Origin of the sequence: Irregularibacter muris (assembly GCF_024622505.1) — a bacterium.
Classification (GTDB): domain Bacteria; phylum Bacillota; class Clostridia; order Eubacteriales; family Garciellaceae; genus Irregularibacter; species Irregularibacter muris.
In genome coordinates, this window is sequence record NZ_JANKAS010000002.1 from 317,516 (window position 1) to 338,205 (window position 20,690).

21 protein-coding genes are annotated in these 20,690 nt (G+C 33.2%); 2 read left to right on the forward strand and 19 right to left on the reverse strand.

Going from position 1 to position 20,690, the window contains the following annotated elements:
- Nucleotides 1-60: 60 nt before the first annotated feature.
- The 13 genes from smc to NSA47_RS04010 form a co-directional block, all read right to left on the reverse strand.
- Nucleotides 61-3,630 carry a chromosome segregation protein SMC gene (smc, locus tag NSA47_RS03950; protein WP_257529595.1) on the reverse strand — a complete coding sequence of 1,190 codons (3,570 nt, stop codon included), beginning with the start codon at nucleotides 3,628-3,630 and terminating at the stop codon, nucleotides 61-63.
- 196 nt (nucleotides 3,631-3,826) lie between these two features.
- The gene (rnc, locus tag NSA47_RS03955) at nucleotides 3,827-4,531 is read right to left on the reverse strand and encodes a ribonuclease III (protein ID WP_257529596.1); all 705 of its coding nucleotides are present in this window, start codon (nucleotides 4,529-4,531) and stop codon (nucleotides 3,827-3,829) included.
- Nucleotides 4,532-4,620: 89 nt separating this feature from the next.
- A complete protein-coding gene (gene fabF, locus NSA47_RS03960; protein ID WP_257529598.1) occupies nucleotides 4,621-5,853 on the reverse strand; it encodes a beta-ketoacyl-ACP synthase II in 1,233 nt (410 codons plus the stop codon).
- A 98-nt stretch (nucleotides 5,854-5,951) separates the two neighbouring features.
- Nucleotides 5,952-6,179, reverse strand: a complete 228-nt coding sequence (locus NSA47_RS03965) for an acyl carrier protein (protein WP_257529599.1) — start codon at nucleotides 6,177-6,179, stop codon at nucleotides 5,952-5,954.
- A 63-nt stretch (nucleotides 6,180-6,242) separates the two neighbouring features.
- Complete coding sequence (gene fabG / locus NSA47_RS03970; RefSeq protein ID WP_257529600.1) at nucleotides 6,243-6,986, reverse strand: 3-oxoacyl-[acyl-carrier-protein] reductase; 744 nt, start codon at nucleotides 6,984-6,986, stop codon at nucleotides 6,243-6,245.
- The gene (fabD, locus tag NSA47_RS03975) at nucleotides 6,970-7,926 is read right to left on the reverse strand and encodes an ACP S-malonyltransferase (protein WP_257529601.1); all 957 of its coding nucleotides are present in this window, start codon (nucleotides 7,924-7,926) and stop codon (nucleotides 6,970-6,972) included. Before fabD ends, fabG begins: the two co-directional genes overlap by 17 nt.
- 22 nt (nucleotides 7,927-7,948) lie before the next feature.
- Entirely contained in the window at nucleotides 7,949-8,899 is a 951-nt protein-coding gene (gene fabK, locus NSA47_RS03980) for an enoyl-[acyl-carrier-protein] reductase FabK (protein ID WP_257529602.1), read from the reverse strand.
- A gap of 25 nt (nucleotides 8,900-8,924) precedes the next feature.
- Nucleotides 8,925-9,902, reverse strand: a complete 978-nt coding sequence (locus NSA47_RS03985) for a beta-ketoacyl-ACP synthase III (protein ID WP_257529603.1) — start codon at nucleotides 9,900-9,902, stop codon at nucleotides 8,925-8,927.
- A 4-nt stretch (nucleotides 9,903-9,906) separates the two neighbouring features.
- Nucleotides 9,907-10,917 carry a phosphate acyltransferase PlsX gene (plsX, locus tag NSA47_RS03990; protein WP_257529604.1) on the reverse strand — a complete coding sequence of 337 codons (1,011 nt, stop codon included), beginning with the start codon at nucleotides 10,915-10,917 and terminating at the stop codon, nucleotides 9,907-9,909.
- Nucleotides 10,914-11,489 carry a transcription factor FapR gene (gene fapR, locus NSA47_RS03995; protein WP_257529605.1) on the reverse strand — a complete coding sequence of 192 codons (576 nt, stop codon included), beginning with the start codon at nucleotides 11,487-11,489 and terminating at the stop codon, nucleotides 10,914-10,916. Before fapR ends, plsX begins: the two co-directional genes overlap by 4 nt.
- A 136-nt stretch (nucleotides 11,490-11,625) precedes the next feature.
- On the reverse strand, nucleotides 11,626-11,802 hold the full coding sequence (gene rpmF / locus NSA47_RS04000) for a 50S ribosomal protein L32 (RefSeq protein ID WP_257529606.1): 177 nt from the start codon (nucleotides 11,800-11,802) through the stop codon (nucleotides 11,626-11,628).
- Between the two features lie 13 nt (nucleotides 11,803-11,815).
- On the reverse strand, nucleotides 11,816-12,301 hold the full coding sequence (locus NSA47_RS04005) for a YceD family protein (protein ID WP_257529607.1): 486 nt from the start codon (nucleotides 12,299-12,301) through the stop codon (nucleotides 11,816-11,818).
- A gap of 84 nt (nucleotides 12,302-12,385) precedes the next feature.
- Complete coding sequence (locus tag NSA47_RS04010) at nucleotides 12,386-13,585, reverse strand: acetate kinase (RefSeq protein ID WP_257529608.1); 1,200 nt, start codon at nucleotides 13,583-13,585, stop codon at nucleotides 12,386-12,388.
- 164 nt (nucleotides 13,586-13,749) lie between these two features.
- On the opposite strand from NSA47_RS04010, the gene NSA47_RS04015 reads away from it, so the two are divergent.
- Entirely contained in the window at nucleotides 13,750-14,997 is a 1,248-nt protein-coding gene (locus NSA47_RS04015; protein WP_257529609.1) for a nucleotidyltransferase, read from the forward strand.
- 85 nt (nucleotides 14,998-15,082) lie between these two features.
- On the opposite strand, the gene murG is transcribed toward NSA47_RS04015, so the two are convergent.
- Entirely contained in the window at nucleotides 15,083-16,159 is a 1,077-nt protein-coding gene (gene murG, locus NSA47_RS04020) for an undecaprenyldiphospho-muramoylpentapeptide beta-N-acetylglucosaminyltransferase (RefSeq protein ID WP_373370303.1), read from the reverse strand.
- Between the two features lie 104 nt (nucleotides 16,160-16,263).
- Entirely contained in the window at nucleotides 16,264-17,214 is a 951-nt protein-coding gene (locus NSA47_RS04025; protein ID WP_257529611.1) for a prenyltransferase, read from the reverse strand.
- A gap of 211 nt (nucleotides 17,215-17,425) precedes the next feature.
- Between NSA47_RS04025 and spoVV the strand changes: the two genes are divergently transcribed.
- A complete protein-coding gene (spoVV, locus tag NSA47_RS04030) occupies nucleotides 17,426-18,646 on the forward strand; it encodes a dipicolinic acid transporter SpoVV (RefSeq protein WP_257529612.1) in 1,221 nt (406 codons plus the stop codon).
- 16 nt (nucleotides 18,647-18,662) lie between these two features.
- Here the strand turns inward: spoVV and NSA47_RS04035 are convergent, their stop codons facing one another.
- The 4 genes from NSA47_RS04035 to NSA47_RS04050 all read right to left on the reverse strand — a co-directional run bounded on the left by NSA47_RS04035 (nucleotide 18,663) and on the right by NSA47_RS04050 (nucleotide 20,592).
- Nucleotides 18,663-19,103: an ATPase gene (locus NSA47_RS04035; RefSeq protein WP_257529613.1), complete on the reverse strand. Its 441-nt coding sequence runs from the start codon at nucleotides 19,101-19,103 to the stop codon at nucleotides 18,663-18,665.
- Between the two features lie 26 nt (nucleotides 19,104-19,129).
- A complete protein-coding gene (gene coaD / locus NSA47_RS04040) occupies nucleotides 19,130-19,609 on the reverse strand; it encodes a pantetheine-phosphate adenylyltransferase (RefSeq protein ID WP_257529614.1) in 480 nt (159 codons plus the stop codon).
- Nucleotides 19,606-20,169 carry a 16S rRNA (guanine(966)-N(2))-methyltransferase RsmD gene (gene rsmD / locus NSA47_RS04045; protein ID WP_257529615.1) on the reverse strand — a complete coding sequence of 188 codons (564 nt, stop codon included), beginning with the start codon at nucleotides 20,167-20,169 and terminating at the stop codon, nucleotides 19,606-19,608. Before rsmD ends, coaD begins: the two co-directional genes overlap by 4 nt.
- 204 nt (nucleotides 20,170-20,373) lie before the next feature.
- Nucleotides 20,374-20,592 (reverse strand): alpha/beta-type small acid-soluble spore protein, encoded by a 219-nt coding sequence (locus tag NSA47_RS04050; protein ID WP_257529616.1) that lies wholly within the window; start codon nucleotides 20,590-20,592, stop codon nucleotides 20,374-20,376.
- Nucleotides 20,593-20,690: the final 98 nt, after the last annotated feature.

Consider the following 20,690-nt stretch of genomic DNA (forward strand, 5'->3'; position numbering starts at 1 on the left):
TTTTTCATTCTTTTTAAAATTGTTTTTAGAAAAAAACTTTTTCATTGTATAATCTCCTTTCTAGCTTGCTATATCTGTCAATTTAACAGATATAAGTTTTGATACGCCCTGTTCTTCCATAGTAACACCATATAATATATCCGCTGATTCCATTGTTCCCTTTCTATGGGTTACTGCTATAAATTGAGTTTCCTGAGAAAAATCCTTTAAGAAACTTGCATACCTATTTACATTTGCATCATCTAAAGCCGCTTCAATCTCATCTAATATGCAAAAAGGTGTTGGCTTTATTTTTAGTATAGCGAATAATAATGCTATGGCTGTAAGTGCTCTTTCTCCTCCAGATAATAAAGATAAGCTTTGAAGTTTTTTACCAGGAGGTTGTACTTCAATTTCTATTCCGCTCGTTAAAATATTACTAGGATCCACTAGATAAACCTTAGCATAGCCGCCTTTAAACAACTTTTGAAAAACCTCATTAAACTTTACTTTGATAATATCAAATTGTTCAATAAATTGTTTTTCCATACTTATAAGAATGTCTTTTATTACACCATTTAAGCTTTCCTTAGCCTCGTGAAGATCTGTTCTCTGTTTTCTCAGAAAAGAAAGTCTTTTGGAAACTTTTTTATATTCCTCAATAGAATCAATATTTACATTGCCCAAATTTTTAATTTGATCTTTGCAGTCTTCAATTGCTTTTAAAACCTGTGGTTCATTGTGTGTTTCCTTTTTAAATCCTAAAGCCAAATCATAGGTAAGATGATATTCTTCAGATATTCTATTTTGTAGATTCTCCATTTCCATTTCAATTTTACTCAACTGAATTTCTATTTTATGCAAAGCATTCGCAGACACCATGGATTGTTTATTATACTCTTTTAATCTGCTTTCAATTTTCTCTATCTTCTCATCATAATTTTTTCTATCTGAGATCAGGTGTTCAATTTGCAAATCCCTATCCAATTTAAGCTTTGTTAGAGCATCTATTTCTTCCTTTAATTCTTTTATTTTCTGATGACTTTGATGAATATCTTCTCTATAATGGCCTGATTCTAAATCTTTTTGTGTAATTTCACTCCTGCATTTTTTAATATCCTCTATTGTTTGCAATAATTGATTGTCGCTATCCATTTTTCGCTGTTTTAATTGTGCAATACTGATTTCTAGCTGAGTAATTTGGTTATTTAAAACATCTAATTTTTCTTTGTCCCCTTGGTTGTTATCCTGGGATGTATTTATTTCATTATTAATTTCTTCAATTTTATGATTTATTTCTAAGATACTCTTTTCCATTTGCTTTTCTTTGATTTTTAGCTCATTATTTTCTGTTTTAAATATTTTTATTTGTGCCAATATATTTTTAATTTCATTTTGAATTGTTTCCTGTTCAGCACTTATTTGGTCATAACGATTTTCTATAGATATAATTTTTATTTCAATGTCCTTAATAAATTCCCCTTGTTCATCTATATGACCATTTATTTCTTTTTTTCTCTTCTCCATATCTTGGATATCCTGATTCAAGCTATTGTGAATATGATCTAGTTTCTCTAATTCCTTTTGGGCCATTTTAATTTCATTGCCTCTACTTAATATCCCTGTATTGGCTTTGTATTTACTCCCTCCAACAATAGAACCCCCAGGATTAAAAACCTCACCCTCTAGTGTGACTATTTTAAATTTATGATTTAACTTTCTAGATAGATAAATTCCATCTTTCATCTTCTGAACTACGATCACTCTTCCTAGTAACTGATGAATGATTGGAGAAAAAATAGCATCATAATGGATTAGGTCTGAAGCCACACCTACGAAGCCTTCGTGTTTCTTTAAAATATCTAATTCCTTTTGAATCTTGACTCCCTTAATAACTTCTAAGGGCAAAAAAGTAGCCCTCCCCCATTGTTTTTCATTTAATATTTCAATACATTGCTGAGCAACAAACTCATTTTTAACAACAATATGCTGCAAAGCAGAACCTAGGGCTGTTTCTATAGAATGAATATATTGTGGCGGTACATTAATGAGCTCAGCAACTACACCATAAATATTTTCATTAAGCGATGTATTTTTCTTTTTTTCCTTCATGAGATTTTTTACACTTTTATAATATCCGTCATACTCTTTTTCCATATCCGTCAATATTTTAATTCTAGATTGCTTGATCTGCATTTGTTTTATCAGGGCTTGAAACTTATATTGTAGTTTCTCTAACCTAATTGTAATTTGTTCTAACTCCACTTCTGCAGCCTTCTTTGTTTCTTTTATAGAGATTATTTCTTCATCCTTAGTAGACTTCTTATTCTGTAGTTCTTTTAAAACTGCAAGTTTTTCATTTAAATTGCTTTCTAACTGATTCAGTTGTCTATTCATTTGTATAATCTGATTTTCTACATTATTACTCATAATATGTACACCATTTAGGTTGCTTTTAAAATCAGATAGGGTATTCATTAATTTAAACTTTTCTTGAGTTTTTTGTTCTATATTTATTTCCTTATCTCTAGAAGTTCTTCTAAGTTCATCATATTCATTCTTTGCCTCTTTGAGGATGTTTGCTTGTTTGCCTATCATGGAATGGGTGTTTTGAATTTCACACTCTATAATGCTTTGCTTTTCTTCATTTTTAATAAGATATTCTTGTAAGTCTATGATTTCCTTTGCTATTCTAGTTTTATTTTCAACTAAATTTTTAATTTTATTTTCCAATACATTTATTTCGGATAAACCCTTTTCAATATTGGTTTTAATTTGATAAAGATGCTCCTGGTTGTCATTAATTTGTTCATCTATTTGCTTTGATTGATTTCTAAGTTCATTATGTCTTTTATCCTCTATTTTAATTTTATTTTCTTCATCTTTTATTTGACATAATTGATCAGATTTATTTTTTTCAAATGCATATTGTTTTTCCTTTAAATAGTCCATTTTATGAATAAACATAGATAGCTCTAATTCCTTTAATCTATCCTTAACTTCTAGATATTCCTTTGCTTTTTGGGATTGTCTTAAAAGCGGTTCTTCCTGCTGTTCCAGTTCATTAATAATATCTACAATTCTTATTAAATTTTGTTCAGTCTTGTCCAACTTTTTCTCAGCTTCATTTTTTCTAGTTTTATATTTTACAATACCAGCTGCCTCTTCAAATATATATCGTCGATCTTGAAGACTTGCATTTAATATTTCATCAATTTTTCCCTGTCCAACTATAGAATAACCTTCTTTCCCTAGTCCAGTATCCATAAATAGTTGATGAATGTCCTTTAATCGACAAGAGGATTTATTTATGTAAAATTCACTTTCCCCGGAACGGAAAACTCTTCTAGTAATTCTGACTTCATTATAATCTATGGGGAGTTTTCCCGATTGGTTGTCAATGACTAAAGATACTTCAGCATATCCTAAGGGCTTTCGTTTTTGGGTTCCTGAAAAGATAACATCTTCCATTTTGCTCCCTCTAAGACTTTTCACACTTTGTTCACCTAGAACCCATCGAACCGCATCAGCAATATTGCTTTTGCCACTACCATTAGGACCCACAACAGCAGTGATCCCATCTTTAAACTCTAATTCAACTTTATTGGCAAAGGATTTAAAGCCATAAATCTCTATTTTCTTTAAATACACATCTTACACCTCTTTATATGAAATCTCCAATGACATAGGTTGTTTTAGACAGCTTTAAACCAGCGTCTCCATTCTTTATAAGACATTTTATATGTTTTTTCTTCTTTATTCAATTGTCCCATATCGATTATTGGAGATTGTTGACTAAAAAACCAATATTTTAGCTATTTCCATGGCAATATCAGAGTGGGAAATATTAATTCCCTTTATTAATGATTTTTAAAGCTTGCTTTGCTGCTTCCTGTTCTGCCTCTTTTTTATTATGACCTTCTCCAATTCCAATCATTTTTCCGTTAAGCAATACTTCTACACAGAAAACTTTGTTATGGTCAGGCCCTTGTTCTCTTATTAAATGATATTGTAACACTTGTTCTTTCTTTCTTTGTACTATTTCCTGAAGTAAAGTCTTATAATCCCGATTCATATTCCCTTTTTCTACTGCTTTTATCGTTGTTCTTAATTGATTAAAAATAAATTTTTTGGCTTCTTCCAAACCTCCATCAAGGTAAACCGCTCCAATAATGGCTTCCATAGTGTCGGCTAAAATTGATTTTCTACTTCTCCCTCCACTCATTATTTCTCCCTTGCCCATCTTCATCATCTTACCTAATTGTAAATTTATAGCACTTTCTGCTAGGGAATCGGTACATACAATATTGGCTCTCATTTTGGTTAATTCTCCCTCTGGCTGATGGGGAAAATGGATATATAGATATTCGCTGATCACTAATTCTAATGTAGCATCCCCTAAAAACTCTAGTCTTTCATTATGATCATAATTTCCCATTTTGTTCTCGTTAATATAAGAACTATGGGTTAAGGCACAAAGTAATAGCTCTTTGTTTGCAAAAACATATTCTATTGCTCTTTCTATTTTAAAATATTTACTCTGATTATCCATATTTCACCTTACCTCTCTTTCCTTAATATTTTACCATAAAAAGCAAAAAAGTAAGATAGAGGTTTTTTCTACCTTACTTATCTTACTCTCTAATATTTTTTCAATATCAATGTAGCGTTATGTCCACCAAAACCCAATGAATTTGATAAGGCATAATTTATGTTCTTCATTCTGCCTTTGTTGGGTATATAATCTAGATCACACTCCTGGTCAGGGGTGTCATAATGCATAGTTGGGGGAAGAAATCCCTCTTGCAGTGCAAAAGCACAGGCGATAGCCTCTACCGCTCCTGCGGCGCCTAATAAGTGACCCGTCATTGATTTAGTGGAACTAATAGGTAGATCATAGGCATAATCGCCAAAAACATTTTTAATAGCCTTTGTTTCATACAAATCATTGTAGTAGGTAGAAGTGCCATGAGCATTAATATATCCGATTTCTTCTTCTTTAATACTTGCATCTTTTATCGCCGCTTTCATAGAACGTGCAGCACCCTCTCCATCAGGAGCTGGTGATGTGATATGAAATGCATCTCCAGTTGATCCATAACCAACAACTTCAGCAATAATACAGGCCTTCCTTTTTAATGCATGTTCCAATTCTTCTAGAATCAAGATTCCTGCCCCTTCTCCCATAATAAATCCGTCTCTGTTTTTATCAAATGGACGACTAGCTTTTAAAGGATCTTTTTCAGTCGACATTGCCTTCATAGAGCAAAATCCAGCAAATCCTAAAGGTGTAATCGCGGCCTCACTACCTCCAGCGATCATAATATCAGCGTCCCCTCTTTGGATGACCTTAAAAGCATCTCCTATTGCATTAGTAGACGTAGCACACGCGGTTACTACAGTTTCATTAAAGCCTTTTGCACCGAAATAAATAGATACTTGTCCAGCAGCCATATTTGATATCATCATAGGAATAAAAAAGGGGCTTATCCTATTGGGGCCTTTTTCTATTAAAGTCTTATATTGGTTTTCAAAGGTTTCCAAACCTCCAATACCTGAGCCAATAATAACACCCATTCGTTGGGCATCAATTTCTTCTACGGATATAGCTGCATCATCTATAGCCATTTTACTTGCCGCAATAGCAAACTGGGTAAAACGGTCCATTCTACGGGCTTCTTTTTTTTCTATATAATCATTAGCATGAAAATCATTAACCTCTGCCGCTAATTTGCTGGAATATGAATCTACATCGAATTTGGTGATATGTCCTATTCCACTTCTACCATTTTTTAAAGCTTCCCAAAAATTATTTTTCCCTGCACCTATTGGTGAGATAACACCCATTCCTGTTATAACGACTCTTTTATTCATCTATTTACCTCCCAAGGTTTGCTTTAAAATCTATATGAAAGTTTTATTATATTTGTAAGTTTTATTTATAAAGTCCCGATTTTTATCGGGACTTTATATTATTGATGGTTCTTTAAGTATTCCACTACATCATTTACTGTTTTAATTTTTTCGGCTTCCTCGTCAGGGATTTCTAAATCAAATTCCTCTTCAAAAGCCATTATTAATTCCACAATGTCTAAAGAATCTGCTCCTAAATCATCAATAAATGATGCATTTAAAACCACTTCTTCTTCTTCAACACCTAATTGATCAATCACAATTTCTTTTACCTTATCAAATAGCATCTACTTCACCTCCTTTCACTCCATCTATATTAAATGAATGCATAAAATTATACAAGAATATTATTACATATACATACCACCATCTACATGTATTACTTGCCCAGTTATATAGTCAGATAGATCTGCACTTAAAAAACCTACCATGGAAGCTATATCCTCTGGATCACCAAATCTTTTCGCTGGAATATTATTTAACAGTTGCTCTTTTACATTTTCAGGTAATACCTCTGTCATATCAGTCTGGATAAAGCCTGGTGCAATAGCATTTACTTGTATGCCTCTAGGAGCTACTTCTTTTGCAATAGATTTTGTAAAACCAATTAGGCCTGCTTTAGCTGCAGAATAATTGGATTGCCCTGCATTTCCTGTAGAGCCTACAATAGAGGAAATATTAATTATTTTTCCTTTTCTTTTTTTCATCATTGCACGTATCACTGCTTTAGTCATTAAAAAAGCGCCCTTTAAATTGGTATTTAATACATCGTCCCAATCATTTTCTTTCATTCTTGCCAACAAATTATCCCTAGTAATACCCGCATTATTCACTAGGATGTCTATGCTTCCATACTCCTTTAAGACCTTATCGATAAATAATTGAACTTCTTCATTTTTACTTACATCCGCTTTAAAGGCGATTGCTTTTCTCCCCATTAACTCTATCTCTTGGACAACGGCGCTGGCAGCTTTATCATTATTATTATAATTTATAGCTACATTTGCTCCAAGTTTAGCTAAATATATGGCAATCGCTCTACCTATGCCCCGAGAACCTCCGGATATTACAGCAGTTTTATTTTCCAGTCTCAACTTCCCATCCCTCCAATGCTTTTAATGTCTCTTTTAAAGTTTTAACATCTTCTACTCTTAAACAGGTAATTTCTTTACTAATTTTTTTTGCAAAAGAAGTTAATGTCTTGCCTGGTCCTACTTCGATAAAGGTATTCATTCCTTCTGCAATCATTTTGTTCATGCTTTCTTCCCAAAGCACAGAAGAACTTACTTGTTTTATAAGATTATTTTTTATGGTCGAAACATCTCCTATTATAGATGCATCCACATTAGATATTACTGGCATTTTAGTTTCTTTAAATTTTATTTTATCTAACTCATTTTTTAATTTAGTGCCTGCTGAACTCAACAAGCTTGAGTGAAATGGAGCGCTTACAGGTAATATTTTTGTTCTTTTGGAGCCCATATCCTTGGCTATCTCACAAGCCTTATTTATTGCCTTGATTTCACCAGCTATAACGATTTGCCCTGGACAGTTAAAATTTGCCACCTCTACAATGCCATAGTCTGCAGCCAAATCACATACCTCGATCATCTGGCTTTTACTTAAACCCATGACCGCTGCCATTGCCCCTACACCAATAGGCACAGCTTCCTGCATAAATTTACCCCTTTTCTGCACTAATGGAATAACCTCTTCTATTGCTATACTATCGGCAGTTGAAAAAGCAGCATATTCTCCTAAACTTAACCCCGCTACCATATGAGGAATAATTCCTTGATTCTTTAATATAGCGGCTATAGCTAAACTTGTGGTTAAAATAGCAGGTTGGGTATTTTCTGTTATATTTAGTTGCTCCTCTGGTCCATCAAAGCATAACTTTTTAATATCTATATTAAGGACCTCATTAGCCTGATCAAATACTTCCATAGCCTCAGGATATAGGCAAGCAAGTTCTTTTCCCATCCCACTATACTGTGCACCCTGTCCTGGAAATATAAAAGCGATTTTCTTCATAGATACTCCTCCGCTCTTTGCATTATTCTGATTTATTCATTATTTTTAATCTTTGAGTTATTTCCTGGGATTGTTTTATTATTTCATCAATGATTTCCTTGGCCGGTTGTACTTTCGTAACCAATCCTGAAATTTGCCCCGCCATTACTGAACCATTTTGGATATCTCCATCTATGACTGCATCTCTTAATTTTCCACTGCCTAATGCCTGAATTTCTTCAATGGTAGCTCCCTGCTTCTCTAATTTATCAAACTCTTTACTTAGCTTGTTTTTAAGGACCCTCACAGGATGCCCAGTACTCCTACCTGAAACAACTGCATCTCTATCCTTTGCATCTATGACATACTGTTTGTATTTGGTATGAGCTATACATTCTGTAGCACAAATAAATCTTGTACCTATTTGCACTCCTGATGCTCCTAGTGCCATAGCCGCTACTACACCTCTACCGTCTCCTATACCTCCAGCGGCAATTACAGGTATGTTTATAGAATCTACAATCTGTGGCACCAATGTCATGGTTGTTAATTCTCCAATATGACCACCAGCTTCAGTGCCTTCAACGATAACTGCATCGGCATTATTTTTCTCCATTCTTTTTGCAAGGGCCACTGATGCTACTACAGGAATTACTTTAATCCCTTGGGCATGTAATTGCGAAATGAATTTTCCAGGATTTCCTGCACCAGTGGTTACAACAGCAATCTTCTCCTCTATAATTACCTCCATCACTTCATCAGCAAAGGGCGACATTAACATAACATTTACTCCAAAGGGTTTATTGGTAAGAGACTTTGCCTTTTTTATTTCATTTCTTACAATCTCTGCTGGAGCATTGCCAGCGCCTATTAAACCTAGACCTCCTGCCTCAGAAACGGCTACTGCTAATTCAGCTGTGGCCACCCAGGCCATGCCCCCTTGTATAATTGGATAGCTTATATTCAACATTCTACACAGTTTATTTGCTAGCATTTTATCGCTCCTTTATTATCTCTGATTACCATCGTATTGCCGCCGCACCCCAAGTAAGTCCACCACCAAAACCAACAATAATTATATTATCTCCTTTTTTTATATGAGAATTTCTTACGGCTTCGTCCAAAGCTACAGGTATAGAAGCAGCAGACATATTGCCATATTTATCAAGATTAGTAAATATCTTATCCTTAGAAATATTTAAGCGTTTAGATGCTGCTTCTATGATTCGTATATTGGCCTGGTGTGGAATAATAAAATCAATATCCTCTACGGTTAAATTAGCCTTTTCTATTACTTCTAATGCACTAGATGACATTTTTCTTGTGGCAAATTTAAAAACCTCGTTACCTTCCATTTTTATATAGTGCATACTATTTTCAATAGTAAAAACACTTGCAGGATTTAATGATCCACCACCAGGTTGATGAAGCAATTTTCCTCCTGAGCCATCTGCTCCTAATTTAGCGGATAGGATACCCCTGTTTTCTTCACTTTTTTCAACAATCACTGCCCCTGCACCATCTCCAAATAATATGCAAGTGTTTCTATCGCTATAATCGGTTATTTTAGATAAAGTATCTGCACCTATAACTAATACTTTAGAATAAAAATCATTTTGTATAAATTGATTGGCAATGGTTATTCCATATATAAATCCCGTACAAGCCGCTTCAATATCAAAGGCTGCCGCATTTCTAGCACCAATTTGCTCTTGAACGATACAAGCTACAGAGGGGAAGGCCATATCAGGGGTAACCGTTGCTACAATAATACAATCCAGCTCTTCTGGAGAAACTCCAGCTGACTCAAGAGCTCTATTAGCGGCCTGTATAGCTAAATGGGATGTAGCTTCTCCTTTTCCGGCTATTCTTCTTTCCCTGATACCAGTTCTTGTCGTTATCCATTCATCTGATGTATCCACTAATTGTTCTAATTCTTTATTGGTTAGAATTTTTTCTGGTACATAATGACCTGTTCCGGATATGATTGCACCCATAACTTTAGTCTTCCTCCCTATTTGCGTATAAATTTTTTATCTCCTCTTCAATATGTGTAGCAACATCCTGTTGTAAATATACAATTCCTTGTCTAATTGCATTTTTTATTGCATTGGCATCTGAACTTCCATGGGCTTTTATTAGTCCTCCCTTAACCCCTAAAAATGGTGCCCCCCCATGTTCACTATAATCAAATTGATCCTTAAAACTTTGGAGAGATGGTTTTAAAAAATAGCCCCCTATTTTTCCCCGAGCACTTTTGAAAATCTCTTCTTTCAAAGAATGTAAAATAAATGTAGCTAAACCTTCTGTCAACTTTAAAATTACATTTCCCGTAAAGCCATCACATACAAGAACATCGGCTACTCCATAGGGAATATCCCGAGCTTCTACATTTCCTATAAAATTTATATTTGTATTTTGTAATAATTCATAGGTGTTTTTGGTAAGTTCATTTCCTTTTTGAGCTTCAGCACCAATGTTTACAAGACCTACCCGGGGTAATTCAATCCCTATTACCTTATTCATATAGATAGAACCCATTAAAGCAAATTGTTGTAGATTTTGGGGCTTACAGTCTGCATTTGCTCCCGCATCGATCAATAAGGATACTCCCATTTTTGTGGGAATGACTGGCGCTAAGGCGGGTCTTAATATGCCCTTAATCCTTCCAATTCTCAACAATCCCCCCGCCAGTAAGGCTCCAGTATTTCCTGCAGAAATTAAAACGGATTGATTATTTTCCTTCACCAAGGCCATGCCTTTTACCATAGAAGAATCCTTCTTCCTTCTAATGGCCAAAGCAGGCTCATCATCATTGGTAATAATTTCTGAGGCATTAACAATATTAATTTTATTTTTATCATATTGATATTTCCATAATTCTTTTTGTAGTTCTTCCTGTTTCCCGATTAAGGTGATAGAAACATCATATTCTTCAGCAGCTAATACACAACCCTTAACAATTTCAAAAGGAGCATGATCTCCACCCATACCATCAACATATATTTTCAATGTATTTCACCTTCACTTTCTTGGTCAGAAAAAGATACTAATATAAATTTCCCGCGAAAAACTTCTTCTGATTTTACTCTGATTTTAACCCATACAAAATATTTATCTTCTCCTCTTTGTCGAATAACCTCCGCCCGAGCAACTAACTTTTGTCCAGAATAAACTGGTTTTTTATATTTAATATTAGCTACACCTATTAATGCAACCTGGGCATCAATAACCGCAATAGCTAAAGATTCAGCTAAGGAATAAATATGATGTCCTTTGACAATCCTAGTTTTTTCAAAAGCATGTTGATTTAATGTTTCAAAAATAGAAATGGCACTTTTCCCTAAATTCATTTCAACTAGTTCACCAATAATTTCACTTTTCTTTAAGGATTTCACCTTATCTATACTGTTCTCGGCCATACTTTTGACTCTCTCTCTCAGTTCGGGAATTCCCAACTCCAGCCTATCCAATCTTATGGTTTGAATACTTATGGCAAAGATTTCACTGAGTTCTTCGTCAGTTAGAAAAGGATCTTCCTGCAGCCTAGCCACCAATTGCTTTTGCCTTTCAGCTTTATTCATTCTTTTCAATAATATCACCTCTATCATCACTTAACTATAATACCAGGTGCTAATAGTATATTATAATTTAATTTATAAATCAAGAAAATAAAAAAAGATAGCAAACTTTCATTTACTATCTTTTCACCATTTCATATTATTCTACATCAATAACTTCCATTTTTTTATATGTTCCACAGGATTTACAAACTCTATGGGGTAATTTAGCTTCCCCACATTTTGGACATGTGCTTAAGCCAGGTAATGATAATTTCCAATTTGCTCTTCTTTTATCTCTTCTTGCTTTGGATACTTTTCTTTTTGGCACTGCCATTCTCTACACCTCCTTATTCCTCATCAAATAAGTCCTTTAATAAAACCAGGCGGGGGTCAATATCTTCATCTTCACAATAACATTTTTCAATATTCAAATTCTTCCCGCATTTAGGACATATACCCTTGCATTCTTCACTACATATTGCTTGTAAAGGAAGATTTAAAATAATATTTTCCCATAATATACTAGAAAAGTCAATCTTACCACTTGTTATGAAGAAAGATTTATCACTGACTGAAATTTTTTCTTCAAAGGAAAATTCCAATGGATATATAAATTTCTCTAAACATCTTCCACAGGATAATTCAACTTTACTCTCTGCATTTCCTTGCAAAACTAAGGTATCTTCCTCCAAATAACCCTCACCAACAACTTCTAGCGGTGACACAAAGATTATGTTTTCATTTTTATCGGAAATTTCTTTCACTTCAACTTGATCTTTAAAGTTAATGTGTCTTTCTTCTTCCTTAATTAGTTTGGAAAAATCGATGATCAACTTTATTCACCTCAAAGTCTGTGCCTGAATTATTATATAAATTTAATGATGGTTTGTCAAGCATAAAACCTTTACAGCTAAATATTATTCTAATCCTACAATTCTCTTTGTATCTCTTGCGATCATAAGTTCTTCATTAGTGGGGATGACCATTATTTTCACTTTAGAATTTTCCTGTGAAACAATAGCTTCTTTTCCTCTAATATTATTTTTTTCTTCATCTATTTCAGCACCAAAAAATTCTAAGCCTTTACAAATCTCTTGTCTATTTGATGCAGAATTTTCACCTAGGCCTGCTGTGAATACAATAACATCTACACCACCCATTGCTGCAGCATAAGCTCCTATAGTTGTTCTCACTCTATAATTAAAAACATCCAAGGCTAATTGTGCTCTTTTATTTCCTTCCTCGGCAGCTCCTTCTATATCTCTAAAATCACTGCTCACTCCAGAAATACCCAAAACACCAGATTTCTTATTTAAAATATCATTGACCTCTTGGCTGGTCATTCCCTCTTTTTCCATCAAAAAGGTTACTATTGCTGGGTCTATATCACCGGATCTTGTCCCCATAGCCAAACCTTCTAGAGGCGTGAAGCCCATACTAGTCTCTATTGATTTTCCATCTTTAATTGCTGCAATACTGGCACCATTGCCTAAATGACAGGTAATTATTTTTAGGGTTTCAATAGGCTTGTCTAATATTTCTGCAGCTCTTTGAGAAACAAATTTATGAGAGGTACCATGAAAACCATATTTTCTAACTTTATATTTATCATAATATTCGTAAGGTATTGGATAGATATAGGCCTCTTCTGGCATGCTTTGATGAAAGGCTGTATCAAATACCCCTACCATAGGAACATTCGGTAGTATTTCTTGACAGGCTTCTACACCCATAATATTTGGTGGATTATGTAAAGGTGCTAAATCAATACACTCTTTTAACGCATTCATTACTTCATCTGTAATAAGAACAGATGAGGCAAATTTTTCACCTGCATGAACCACTCTATGCCCTACTGCAGAAATTTCATCCATTGAGTCTATTACTCCATGTTCCTCATCTACTAACATTCCCAATAGGATTTCTAAGGCTACCTTATGATCTTTCATAGGCTTTTGTATGACTACTTTATCTTTTCCCTCAGGTTGATGGGTTAACACTGAACCCTCTATTCCTATTCTTTCTCCTAATCCTTTGGCTAGTACTTGCTCATTTGTCATATTAATTAATTGATATTTTAATGATGAGCTGCCACAATTAATAATTAATACATTCATTGTATGTCCTCCTTTGTATACATTGTTAATAATACTATTTTAACACAACTTAATAAAAATTCTATTTTTCTTTCAAAATTCCTTCTTTTTCTTTGTTTTTTTTATTAAATATTGTACTATTGGTATAGATTGTACAAATTAATAGGATAAGGGAGTTGTTCCTAATGGGTATAACCGGATTAATTGTTGAATATAATCCCTTTCACAATGGGCATCAATACCATTTGTCCCATTCTAGGGAAGTCACTAAAAATGAATATACTATTGCTATAATGAGTGGTCATTTTTTACAAAGAGGCGAACCTGCACTATTTAATAAGTGGATTAGAACAAAAATGGCTCTTTATGCCGGGGTTGATATTGTCATTGAATTACCCGTTGTTTTTAGTTGTCAGAGTGCAGAGCTTTTTGCCTTTGGATCTGTACAGTGTTTAGAAAAATTAAATGTTGTTACTCATCTAGTATTTGGAAGTGAATATGAGAATTTTCATTCCATAGAGAGTATAGCTAAGATTTTAGCCCACGAACCAGAATTATTTAAAACTCTACTGAAAAATCAATTAAAAACCGGTGTATCCTTTCCTCAAGCGAGAATGACAGCTCTAGAAAAGTATATCTCCCATAGTGGACATCAAGATAAGAATATATCTTCTATTTTGAGCCAGCCCAATAATATATTAGCAGTGGAATATACTAAGTGGTTACACCGTTTTAAAAGTTCCATTCAACCTAGAAGCATTAAAAGAATTGGCTCAGGTTATCATGATTCTAATATTAACACAGATATTTCTAGTGCAACGGCCATTAGAAATCTTTTAATAACCAAAGAATATCCTTTTGAAATATTGGAAAACCTAGTGCCTCCCTGTACCTTTTCTCTTATCCAAGAAGCCTTAAACACTCATTTTCTTGGACAATTAAATACGTTATCTCCTAGTATTTTATCCCTGATCACAAAAAGTAATGCCCTGGATCTTAAAAATTTTATGGATGTCACTGAAGGACTAAATAATCGATTTAAAAAGCTTTTAAAGACTAATTCTATTGATCAATATATTGATTTAATTAAGACAAAAAGATATACCCAAACGAGGATCCAAAGAATTTTATGTCAAATGCTTTTAGGGATTACTGATGAGGACTTTAAACTATTTATGAAAAATGATGGAGTACAATATATTCGAGTTTTAGGTTTTAATAAGAAAGGGATGGAAGTTTTACCCCAAATCAAAAGGAATTGTTCCCTACCTATTATTACTAATCTTGCAAAATCCTATAGATCTTTAAACCCTATTCAAAAGAAAATGATGGATTATGATATTCTTGCAACCAACTTATATAATCTACATTTTACAAAAGATCAGTACTTTCAACAAAATATGGACTTTTATTGTTCTCCTATTATAGTCTAATAAATAAGAAGGTTTACTAAACCTTCTTATTTATTAGACTATATTATAAAATAGAACAGTTGATCTTGTTTTCATGCTTTTGATCCTACTTAGCTGTATCTTTTACATTATGGCATATAACTTCCATCACCTTTTCTATGGCATTAGTCATTGCACTAGCTTCCATTTTTGCTATATATTCTTTTTCTTTACTACTCACATGATTTATTGCATTAATCAAGGTTTCCTCATTTAGGGTTTCTTCCTCCACAACATAGCTAAAACCTTGTTTTTTATAGGACTCTGCATTAAGTATCTGATCTCCTCTACTGGCCTGCCTAGATAGTGGAATGAGGATATTGGGTTTTTTTAAGGCTAATATCTCATTTAATGTTGTGGCACCTGCCCGGGAGACAACGATATTTGCCATGGCAAATATATGGGGAAGTTCATCTGAAATATATTCAAATTGCTTATAGCCTGGAATATTGTTTAAATTTTTTTCTATATTTCCTTGCCCACATATATGACATATGTGATGATTTTCTAATAAAGTATCTAGAGATTGTCTTATGGTTTTGTTTAATATTTGTGAACCCAAACTTCCTCCAATGATAACAATAATGGGTTTTTTATCATGAAAAGAACAAAGCTTCCTTCCAAAAACTTCATTCCCTGTAAAAAGTGTTTCTCTAACAGGAATACCTGTAAGTTTACTTTTATCCTTTGGTAGGAATTTTATTGTCTCAGGAAAGGAATAGCATATATTTTTTGCAAAAGGTAAAGCAATTTTATTGGCTAATCCTGGGGTAATATCGGACTCATGAAGAACCACTGGAATTCTTTTACTCCATGCGGCCCAAACCAAAGGAGAGGAAACAAAACCTCCCTTACTAAAAAGTATATCTGGTTTTAATTTGTTCAATATAGCCAATGATTGCATAAACCCTTGAGATATTTTTGCTATATCTGTAATATTTTTCACATCCAGATATCTTCTAAGTTTACCAGCTTTAATAGTATAATAAGGAATATTTTCCTTTTCAATCAACTGCCTTTCTATCCCATCTTTCGTGCCTACATAATAAACACTAAAACCTTCTTTTCTCAATGAAGATAGTAAAGCAATGTTAGGAGTTACATGCCCTGCAGTACCCCCTCCGGTCATTATAATCTTTTTCATCATAACACGCTCCAAATTTTTTCATTCTATCTCGCCCATGTTAAACCATTAGGCTAATTGATTTTGATTTATAACTTTGCATTTAACTCGTACTAGATATCTTCCTATAGATTTATAATACTCGCTACAATCAAGGTTATAACTCTGATGAAATTTATCAAAATAAAATTTTTAACTGCTAGAATAAAAGTATCCTTTTTATCTTGTCTTTTCAAAAATGTTTGAATATTTTTTCTAACGGGCAAAGCTGTAATCAAGACGATTAACGAAAGAATCGACTCAACTTTTAGAACAACTAACAATATTATATCAAGATAAAGAAATGCATATGAAAATGCAAAAAGTTTTAAGGATAAATCTTTGCCTATGTATATAGGTAAAGTATATCGCGCATTTTGTATATCTTCCTCCATATCACATATATTATTTGCAAACATTATATTTGCGATACCTATTACAGCTGGCAAAGATACAAGAAATATATAGAATACTTCTACTATATCTATATGAAATGTGAGTACATGACCTCTTAAAATGAGCGTTAATATCTCTTGATTAAAAACATGTATATAGATAGATATAAAGGGAATGACAAAGCCCATAAAAAGCCCTGAAAAAATTTCCCCTAAGGGCATTCTGGATATGGGTATAGGACCAAAGGAATAACAAATCCCCACGAAAAAAGATATCGCTCCTAATAATAAAATAACCACATTGGTATTTAAAAATAAAAATATTCCAGAAATTAAAGCAATGCCTACTAAAATAAATATAGCCAATAAAACTGAAAACTCACTTAAATTATCTCGTACAATGGCATTATGTAGTTCATAGCCATACCCTTCTTTTTTAATAGCTTTTTTATAGTCTATATAATTATTTATCGCCGTAGTGGCCATATCAAAAGTAAGTAAAGAAACAAGCATGAAAATAAAGTTTTTTAAATTAAAATGATGGAAATGATATACCGCATAGATTGTCCCTAAAGATAAAGGAATTACACTTGCAACCTTAGTTTGAATTTCTACCAGCTTGAAAAAACTAGCAATCGACACCTACTTGTCCTCCTATTCTATTGTAAACAATACTTAACCCACATTATTATAACATAAAAACATATGAATTTTGATATGGCATAATATCATTTTATTCAAATATATTTAGATATAAGGATATAGTCAAATTAAAATTTTAAAAGTATGTACTTTTAAATGTGATCATACCATTTTACAATGACTTTATAAAATTTATTCTAGGAGGTGGCTCATGAGAAAAAAAAATTCGGGACTTTTCGCTCCTTTTATTTTTTTGATCATCTTAATATTAATGGTGTGCTTCCCTAATACCTCTTACAACGCAGCCAAGAGAGGGGTAGATATTTGGTTTAACAATGTATTTCCTGCTCTCCTTCCATTTTTTATTGGTACTGAAATATTAACTGGTTTAGGTATAGTGCACTTTTTAGGGGCACTTTTGGAACCTATAATGTATCCTATTTTTAACATACCAGGAGTCGGCTCTTTTGCATACGCTATGAGCATTACTTCTGGATATCCTATGGGGGCTAAGATTACCGCTGAGTTAAGAGATAAAGGATTGTGCTCTAGAGAAGAAGGTCAACGTCTTCTTGCCCTATGTAGCACCTCTGGCCCTTTATTTATGATTGGAGCTGTGGCTATAGGAATGTTTAATGATGCCACATTAGGTATAATGATTATGCTTTCTCACTATATAGGCTCTATATTTACAGGCATTATTTTTAGAAACTATGGAAGTAAAAAAAATCTTTCTTCATACAATAAAAAAACTTCTAACCTCTTTGATTCTATTCGCGTGGCTAGAAAGGAGGATGGAAGAAAACTTGGTGAGTTACTAGGAGATGCGGTAAAAAATTCTATTAACACTTTATTAATTATCGGGGGCTTTATTATCCTCTTTTCTGTTATTATTGAATTATCCTTAACCATTAAACTACTTGATTTTTTGGCTCTAGCCATATCTCCATTGTTTCATTTTGCAAATGCCTCCAGTTTGATTATAAAGGGTTTGTTAAGTGGCCTTGTAGAAATTACAAACGGTGTCAATATTATTAGTCAGACTACTGATTCCATCATGTTACAAGGGGTATTAACATCTTTTATTATTGCATGGGGTGGTCTTTCTATCCATGCCCAAGCCATTAGCTTAATTAGTAAAACAGATTTAAAGGTTCTTCCCTATTTGGTATCTAAAATACTTCATGGCCTTTTTTCCGGTATTTCTTGTTATTATTTAATGCGTAGTCTCTTCCCTTACTTTCAGAAAAGAACTGTGCCTACATTCTTAGGGAATAATGCCCATTACTTTCCACAATTGACTTGGTATAACAAGCTTTTACTTAGCTTGAATTTCTGCATATCTATACTTTCAATCTTAATACTTGTGGGATTTTCAATATATGTATATCTAAAATTTAAATACAAAATTAAGAAGATTAAAAAAAGCTAAATAAATTTAGCTTTTTTTATCTTCGTAATTCTTTTCTATTTTCATCAATAGTTGAAAGAATATCTTGAAGCTGACTTTGAACCTTTAGCAGGATGCTGTCGGCATATTCCTTAGTCCCCAATCTTATTTCCTTTGCATTATCTTGGGCTTTCTGGATAATTTCTTCTGCGAGCTCATAGGCATTTTTTGTTATTTCATTTTCATCTACCATTTTCTTTATATAGTTTTCTGTTTCCTCTACAATCGTTTCTGCTTCTTTTTGAGCCTCCACTAATATTTTTTTTCGCTCCTCTTTAATCCACTGAGACTGCTTTATCTCATCAGGTAAATTAATACGAATATCCTGTATAATGGCAATGACTTCTTCTACATTGACTAATGTTTTATTTGAAAATGGAAGAGTTGCTCCATTTTCAATGATGTCTTCCAATTGATCTAATAAATACATAATCTGCATATAAACTCCCCCTTTCTTTATGAAATTTACCTATTTAATTTCTCTTTAATCGCTTTCTCAACACTTTCTGGTACTAATCCTTTTATACAACCATTGAAGCTGGAGACTTCTTTAATAATACTTGAACTCAAATAGGAATATTGACTATTGGTCATCATAAAAACAGTTTCCACATCTGGGGCTAATTTTCTATTCATTAAAGCCATTTGAAATTCATATTCAAAATCCGAAACAGCTCTTAGACCCTTTACAATCACCTTAGCGTTTTTAGCTTTCATAAAGTCAATTAATAGTCCTGAAAAGGTATCAATTTCCACATTATCGAAATGTTGTGTCGTGCTTTTTAATAGTTCTATTTTTTCTTCTACTAAAAAAAATGGATTTTTATTTGGATTTTTTAATACCGCTACAATTACCTTGTCAAAAATATTGGCAGCTCTTTCAATAATATCCAAATGACCATTGGTAACTGGATCAAAGCTCCCAGGATAAACTCCTATATTCACTCTGTTGTTCCTCCTTTTTTGTAAAATGAAAGAGTAGTATTTCCATAGGTTTGTTGTCTAAAGCATACTAGTCCACTAATTTCCTCTTGGTGTATTTCTGTCTTATCATGTTCGAAAATTATCCAACTATCGGAGTGTAAAATATTATTTTTTACAATTGCCTCTAATGAAGAAGTAATAAGTCCCTTGAGATAGGGAGGATCTAAAAAAATTATATCTACCTTTTCAACGTGCATAGCTACTGTTTTAATGGCACTTTGAATATCTTTATGGATAATTTCTGCTTTATCTATCAAATTTGTCTTATGTAAATTCTTAGTAATCATATCAATGCTTTCTTTATGATTATCGATAAAAAAACACTTGTCCGCCCCTCTGCTTAATGCCTCTATACCCATACTACCAATTCCCGCAAAACCATCTACAAAGATTGCCTCTCTGGTCCTACCACCTAGTATACTAAATAGTGCCTCCTTAATACGATCTGCAGTTGGCCTAATTCTATCACCTTTTGGCGTAAACAAATGTGTTCCTCTCGCACTTCCTGTAATTACTCTCATATATTCCCTCCTAAAACTCATATTTATTGTAGCACAGTTCCTTAGACTTAAAAAGTATTTTTAATATTTGTGTTATCTAAGTAGATAAGGCTTAAGAAAGACTAATGGTTAAAGCCCTATTCTGGGACATTATGACCACAAGTTTTACTAAATAGAAAGAACAACAAAGGGGCAGCATCACCACCCCTTTGTTGTTCTTTCTATTTATTTTCCTGTCATATTTCTTTGAACTTGCTCAATCATTTTCTTTACCATATATCCACCTACATAGCCATTTTGTCTAGAAGACAAATTGCCTTTATCTTGACCATCATAATTTGCTATTCCCAATTCATTAGCTACTTCTAATTTAAATTGATCTAAGCTTTTTCTAGCTTCAGGCACTAGTACTCTATTTCTTCCACTATTGTTTTGATTCGCCATTTTTTCACCTCCTAAGGGTTGTATAATATTAATGTAACCAGAGGATGAAAAATTAGTCTAGAAAATACATACAACTCTTCATAATAGTGGAAGTACTC